This window comes from Agarivorans sp. (genome assembly GCF_050295395.1).
Lineage (GTDB): Bacteria > Pseudomonadota > Gammaproteobacteria > Enterobacterales > Celerinatantimonadaceae > Agarivorans.
Window position 1 is genome coordinate 1 of sequence record NZ_JBNKPP010000049.1, and the last position, 6,886, is coordinate 6,886.

Here is a 6,886-nt window from a genome sequence, read left to right on the forward strand (position 1 = left end):
AGCGCATAGTCTGAAGACCATCCCCAGCCAGAATGGCTACCACGAACAGCCAGTTGACTCGTTAATGGACCTGTTTCTGCGCTATCTTCTAGTAATCCACAACTAGCAACTTCAGCAGCAGTAACTAACACTGTTGGCGCATCCATATCAGAGAAATTAGCCACAATAGTCACTACTGACTTCGCATTGATAGAAAAGCTTAGGTTATCAGCGTTATACTCAAGTACTTTTGGCGTACCTAAAGTCAATGAACCATCGGCAGCACCGTAGTTTACGTCACCCCAGTTAGCATCGGCTACTTTAAAGCTGTAGTCACCAGCATCTAAAGTAGTAGTGTATTCATACTTACCTTGCTGAGTGAAAGTCAGTTCGTTTACAGGATCCCATACATCAGCCAAACCACGAACATAAACTTGGGTATCACCTAGAGGAGGGATAGCACTTAAGTCTTTGTTTGAAGAATCAACTGGAAGACCTGCACCTTGAGCATCACCTTGAGCTTGAACAAATACCGCAGTAGTGCGCGCAGGTACGGTGAATTTCCCATCAGCAAAGCTTGCACTTTGAACTACGCCATCGACTGAAGTTTGTTGAACTTCATGTAGGTCAAAGCCGGTTGCCCCTTCAATTGGAAAGATTTGCTCTTCACTGGTCGCATTAAGTACCACAACAATGGCGTCGTTATTTTCGTCTAAATCTGCGCCGGCACTAGTACCATCATCAATAGACATAACAATTAAGCCCTGAATTTGGTCCTTCCCTACGTTGCGGAAGTCGACACGTGCTTGCACTTCTTCGGCAGTAGGTAAGCGGAACAATGGGCTACTAGAGCGAATTTTCAACAATTCTAGGAACTGCTCTTTAGTTAGATCTATATCCGTAGCAGCAGGTTTGGTTGTCTCATCAGCAATAATTTGTTTAATAAGATCCCAGTTTGCAGCATCTTTGTCTTCACGTGGTAGGCCCACATTCCAGTTATTATCACTACCGTCGAAACGTACGCGGTTGAACCAATCACCAGAATCGTAGCTGTCACGTTGCATTGATTTAGAACGAAGTAGCTCAGAGCCCATGTGAATAAATGGAATACCTTGACCCAACATCACTGTCGACAAACTCACAGCTTGCATACGTGCGCGGTCTGCTGCGGGTGTAGCAGTAGCCATCTTGTACGCGTTGTTATCCCACAAGGTTTGGTTATCGTGCTTAGATACATAAGAAATATTTTCTGATGGATTTAAGGTGTAACCCGCTTTAGCACCATTGTAGTTAACGTCTTGTCCACGACGAGTATTACCTTCGGCATCAAGCAAAACAAATTTCTGCAAGTTACCAGCCATACCCACGCGAATTAAGTCTTGGTTATGTAAAGCCGAAGTACGGAAGGCATCTTCATCGGTATTTAATTCGTTTAGTGTATCGGCATTACCAAAACCTTGGGTTTGGCGAATACCCGTTCCACTATCAAATGGGCTACCACCACGAACGGCATCACGCAAGCGGTCAGAGAAGGTACCAATTTCTGTGCCAGCCATATTCCACTGAGTGGCTTGAGTGAAGCGTGCATCACCAGCGACTTCCCCAAAGTCCCAACCTTCACCGTAGAATAGGGTATTGTCGTCTACTTCACGTACTGCTGCTAAGGCATCAACCATTAAATCTTTAGGTTGGTGACCCATCAAGTCGAAACGGAAGCCGTCAACGTTGTATTCCTCTGCCCAAGTCACTAATGAGTCAGTCATTAGTTTACCCATCATCAGGTTTTCTGTAGCAGTGTTATCACAACAAGTAGACGTTTCTACACCACCAGTATTAGTATCACGACGGTGGTAGTATCCAGGGACAATTTTATCGAGTACCGATTTTTCATTCACACCAGAAGCGTTGGTATGGTTGTACACCACGTCCATTACTATTTTCAAGCCCATATCATGAGTCGCTTTCACCATTTGGCGGAACTCTTTGATACGAGTCGTACCTTCTGCATCAGTAGCGTAGCTACCTTCTGGCACAGTGTAATGATAAGGGTCATAACCCCAGTTAAAGCTATCTAGTGCGCGTAAGTCGCCCATTAGTGCCTGAGCTTCACCACTTGCGGGATCATAAGATGCCAACAATTCTTCAATTACCATGCTGCCATCAACCGAACCACATACTGAAGCAGCAGGAGCCAAATCACACAGTTCACCCACGGTATCGTTAATATCAACCACATTCTCAGGATTCTCATCCACAGTCGCGATATCAAATGCAGGAAGAATATGTAGCGTAGTTAAACCGGCATCTTTTAACTCTTGCAAGTGAGAAACAGATTCACGCTCTGCTTCGGTCAATGCTAAGTATTTACCATTGTAAGCAGGAGTACCTTGTTGATCGCTGAAGCTGAAGTCACGCAGGTGAGACTCATACAATACGTGGTCAACGTCATTTTCTAATACAGGGCGAACATCCTCATCCCAACCCGCTGGTTTAGTTGCATCGGCGTCTAAATCCACCACCATTGAATAAAGTGAGTTAGTTGAAAGCGCCAACGAGTATGGGTCTGTCACCATACGGGTTTCAATCTGTTTGGTAGTTGGATGATACACCGTCACTTCGTAGCGGTAGTATTTACCCACAGCGCCAGCCTGCTCAGCCGACCAGACACCATTTGCCGCCTCGGTCATCGTAATAGGCTCACCGACAGCCGCTTTTTCATCGTCATACAAGTATAATTTAACGCTTTGTGCAGTCGGTGCCCATACTTTGAAGGTCACGTCATCACCAGAGACAATCGCACCTAGCTCTTCGTTAAGGGCACCTGTTTCACCTTCCACGAAGACTGCATCAATCACACCAGGTTTCTGTACTTGAGTCGCCGCAGTCGCTGCGCCTTCGGCATCTTTAGCCACTACCACGATTTGGCTTTTCAAAATTTGACGTAACGTTGCGTCATCAACGTCAATAGTCGCTGCCGCTAAACCCGCTAAGTGAGGGAAACGTTCTTTTAGAGTCCCCTCAAGCGAGCCAGCCTTTAACTCAACAGCCGTACCACCAGTCACTTTTTTAGTTTCAGGATCCATAGCGATGTTATTATTTGGATCGTAACGTAGCTCTAATGCTGTCGCATCGGCTGCGCCTTCCCAAGCGATGGTTGTAGCATCTAACCAATGGGCTTTAGCACCATCAATCGCCACTGGGCGCTCGGCCACAGGAGTATAAAATAATTCGCTGCTACCGTGGAAACCAAATACACCACGAGACTCATCAAGATCGGCCAAGTTAATCTTCGCGTCTGCGCTACCAAAGGCTTTATCATCTCCATTATGTAAAATGAAGTTCATACATTCATAAGGGTCGTTTACTTCGGTATCGATCTTAAGAACGTAGTAAGCGCCGTAAGTTTCGCTGATACCAGTTGCAGGGAATGGTGCATCCCAAGCAGTTTCGCCGCCCATTGCATCTAAATCGATACTTGCACAAGCTGCGTTATTCCATAGGTGTAAACCCCAACCTTCATAAGCAGACTCGTCTACACGCTGATGCGCTTCATCACGCTTGTAATATAGAACAACTTCGTTATCTGCCGCAGTGTATAGACCATCGATAACGTTGCCGCCACCTCCATTGTTGTCATCACTACTTCCACAAGCCGCTAGCAATGCCGTCGCTAGAACGGGCATGGTAAGCCTTGCAAGCTTACTAATTTTTATATCCATGTCAGCCTTTCCTTTCCTTTTACTGAGCTATTACCCAGTAAGTGAATGTTATTATGTATGGGTTTGATTGACTCTCGCCTTCCATAGAACGAGATGCCCAATAAGGTAGAAGTTCACGAAAAAAAGGACTGTGACGACAGCGTAACTTTGGGTAACAGAGCGTTACATTAGTGTGTTTTTTATGGGCTTTGTGAGGCCGTTCAAAGAACAATAAACTTGAAAACGGTTTCAAGAAGGCTTCTGATAACGCTTTCAAAGGGGTCTTTAGAATAAAATACTGTGATTTATTTTTGAGTATAAAAAAACGCCACTCAGTGGCGTTTAAAAAACAGACAAAAATACAGCAGTTTAGTCATTTAAGCCGAGGACATCTCGCATATTAAACAAGCCATTCGGTTTATCTTTTAACCAAATTGCAGCTCTCACAGCGCCATTAGCAAAAGTCATTCGGCTCGAGGCTTTATGGGTAATTTCCACTCGCTCGCCAATATCGGCAAACATGGCTGTATGTTCGCCAACTAAATCGCCTGCTCGAATAGTAGCAAAACCAATGGTGTCTCGTTCCCGCTCTCCAGTAATGCCTTCACGGCCATACACAGCGACCTTTTTCAGGTCTCGCCCAAGAGTATCGGCAATCACTTCTCCCATGCCTAAAGCAGTGCCCGATGGTGCGTCGACTTTATGGCGATGATGACCCTCGATAATTTCGATATCGGTATAGTCACCCATCACCTTCGCCGCCACTTCCAGCAGTTTGAACACCAGGTTAACCCCTACACTCATATTAGGAGCAAACATAATGGCGATATCCTCTGCGGCCTGTTTAAGTTGTAGTTTTTGCTCATCGCTAAAGCCGGTGGTACCGATCACCATTTTTTTACCATTTGCTCTAGCCCACTCGACATGGCTCAAAGTGACCGCTGGAGCAGTAAAATCGATGATCACATCAATATCGTCTTTCGCTTGGTCAATGTTATCAACAATGGCGATATTTAATTTACCGAGCCCTGCCAGTTCACCCGCATCCACACCTATTAAGCTTGAGCCAGGACGCTCGGTAGCAGCGCCTAAGCAGGTGGCCGGACTTTGGTTTACTGCTTCCAGTAAGTTTTTGCCCATACGTCCATTGCACCCAACAATCGCTACTCGTACCTGCGACATAATTATTCTCCTTTTAAGCAAGCCTTCACGCCAAATTTTGTGCTCGACTATAACAAAGCAACAACTATAAAACGAGACTAAGCCGCAGATCTATTACTGCTAAACTCACGATGTTTCACTTACTTAGTGCCCAAGCCTAAACCATCAATAAATAATGTTTAGAGGGCCATCCCAAGACCTTAGGCTGCTTGGTTAGGTTTCACTAACTTGGGCTTAGCCTTTTTTTCAGCTTGGGCTGGATTACGCTGGCGTTCATATAGGAACTTCAAGACTTGCGAGCGATAATGGTTATATTCACTGTCATCGGCCAAGGCTACGCGATCACGAGGTCGAGCCAGCTTAACCTCTAATACTTCACCTACAGTTGCCGCTGGGCCATTAGTCATCATCACTATTTTGTCTGACAGCAGCACCGCTTCATCAACATCGTGGGTAATCATAATCACGGTGTTATTCAGTTCCTGTTGAATTTCCATCAGAGAGTCTTGCAAATGCGCTCGTGTCAGCGCATCCAAAGCGCCGAAAGGCTCATCCATTAATAATACTTTGGGCTGCATCGCCAAGGCTCGTGCTATGCCTACCCGCTGCTTCATGCCCCCGGATATTTCGTCGGGGCGCTTATGCATGGCATGGCTCATGTGTACCAATTCCAAGTTATGTTCTATCCACTGCTTCATTTCAGCCTTGGATTTTTGCCCTTTAAATACTTCTTTTACTGCTAACTCTACATTTTGATAAGCGGTAAGCCATGGCAATAAGGAATGGTTTTGAAACACCACGGCGCGATCAGGCCCTGGCCGATATACTTCTTTGCCTTCCAATACCACGCCGCCTTCGCTGGCGTTATATAATCCTGCAACAATGTTAAGCACCGTTGATTTACCGCAGCCAGAGTGGCCAATCAATGACACAAACTCCCCTTTGGCGATATTTAGATCAACCCCATCCAAGGCTCGGAAAGGGCCATTTTTAGTAGGAAAATCAATACTAACGTGGTCTATTTCTAAATACTGAGACATAACTATTTCCTCTTCCTAGCGGGCACTTTCCGGTGTCGAGTGAGAAATCACTTTTTGTAAACTCACCATCAACCAATCCAATACATAACCAATTAAACCAATTACCACCACGGCTACCATGATCCGCCCTAACGAGTCAGAGCTGCCATTTTGGAACTCATCCCAAACAAACTTACCTAGGCCAGGGTTTTGCGCTAACATTTCCGCCGCAATCAACACCATCCAGCCAATGCCCAAAGAAATGCGTAAGCCGGTAAAAATCATCGGCAGTGAAGCCGGAATCGCGATTTTAAAAACTTGCTTACTCCAATGAAGTTGAATCACTCGACCTACGTTTAACCAGTCTTTATCAATAGAGGCCACGCCGGTAGCCGTGTTGATTAGAGTGGGCCACAGTGAACACAAAGTCACCGTGATAGCCGAAGTAACGAAAGACTTGGAAAACATCGGCTCATCGCTGATATACACCGCACTCACCACCATAGTGACGATGGGCAACCAAGCCAACGGAGACACCGGTTTTAATACCTGAATTAAGGGGCTAATCGCGGCATAAAGCTTTTTGTTTAAACCACAGGCTACACCGATGGGAATAGCGATCAAACTGGCTAAAATAAACCCGGAAAACACCGTGTACAAACTGGTAATGATTTGGTCAAAAAAGGTTTCTTTGCCGGTATAGGGTCTAAATTTAACTTCAGCATCGGGGTTCTTCGCCAACTTCTTGGCATTACGCTCCTCTTGGCGTTGATAAAATGCTTCGGCTTTGGCCCGCTCTTCTTTGTGCTCAAGCACTAAACCCTGATATTGCTGCCATACTTCAGCGGGTCCTGGCAAAGTGCCTAAACTGGTTTGCACCTTAGCGGCCGATACACTCCACAGCAGCAAAAACACCACAATGGCCAATATGGGTAAGCCAAGGCGCTCAAATATGTCACTCAACTGCTGCTTAGGATTTTCACCGCTAGCAAGGCGCACCAGTGGAACGACTGGGCTCAGCCCTACTGT

Annotated in this window: 4 protein-coding genes; all 4 read right to left on the bottom strand. The window is 45.8% G+C overall.

From position 1 onward, the window contains the following. Positions 1–3,698 (bottom strand): pullulanase-type alpha-1,6-glucosidase (pulA, locus tag ACQY6Q_RS03055; protein WP_427977731.1); only part of this gene is annotated, 3,698 nt, incomplete at its 3' end. A 348-nt stretch (positions 3,699–4,046) separates the two neighbouring features. Further along, positions 4,047–4,862, bottom strand: a complete 816-nt coding sequence (gene dapB / locus ACQY6Q_RS03060) for a 4-hydroxy-tetrahydrodipicolinate reductase (RefSeq protein WP_427977736.1) — start codon at positions 4,860–4,862, stop codon at positions 4,047–4,049. 176 nt (positions 4,863–5,038) lie between these two features. Next, positions 5,039–5,878 carry an ABC transporter ATP-binding protein gene (locus tag ACQY6Q_RS03065; RefSeq protein WP_427977733.1) on the bottom strand — a complete coding sequence of 280 codons (840 nt, stop codon included), beginning with the start codon at positions 5,876–5,878 and terminating at the stop codon, positions 5,039–5,041. Between the two features lie 15 nt (positions 5,879–5,893). Continuing rightward, positions 5,894–6,820 carry an ABC transporter permease gene (locus ACQY6Q_RS03070; protein ID WP_427977737.1) on the bottom strand — a complete coding sequence of 309 codons (927 nt, stop codon included), beginning with the start codon at positions 6,818–6,820 and terminating at the stop codon, positions 5,894–5,896. Between the last annotated feature and the right edge of the window lie 66 nt (positions 6,821–6,886).

Coding starts and splice junctions, on each gene's coding strand:
- ACQY6Q_RS03065 (WP_427977733.1), bottom strand. CDS start 5,878: ATGTCTCAGTATTTAGAAATAGACCACGTTAGTATTGATTTTCCTACT.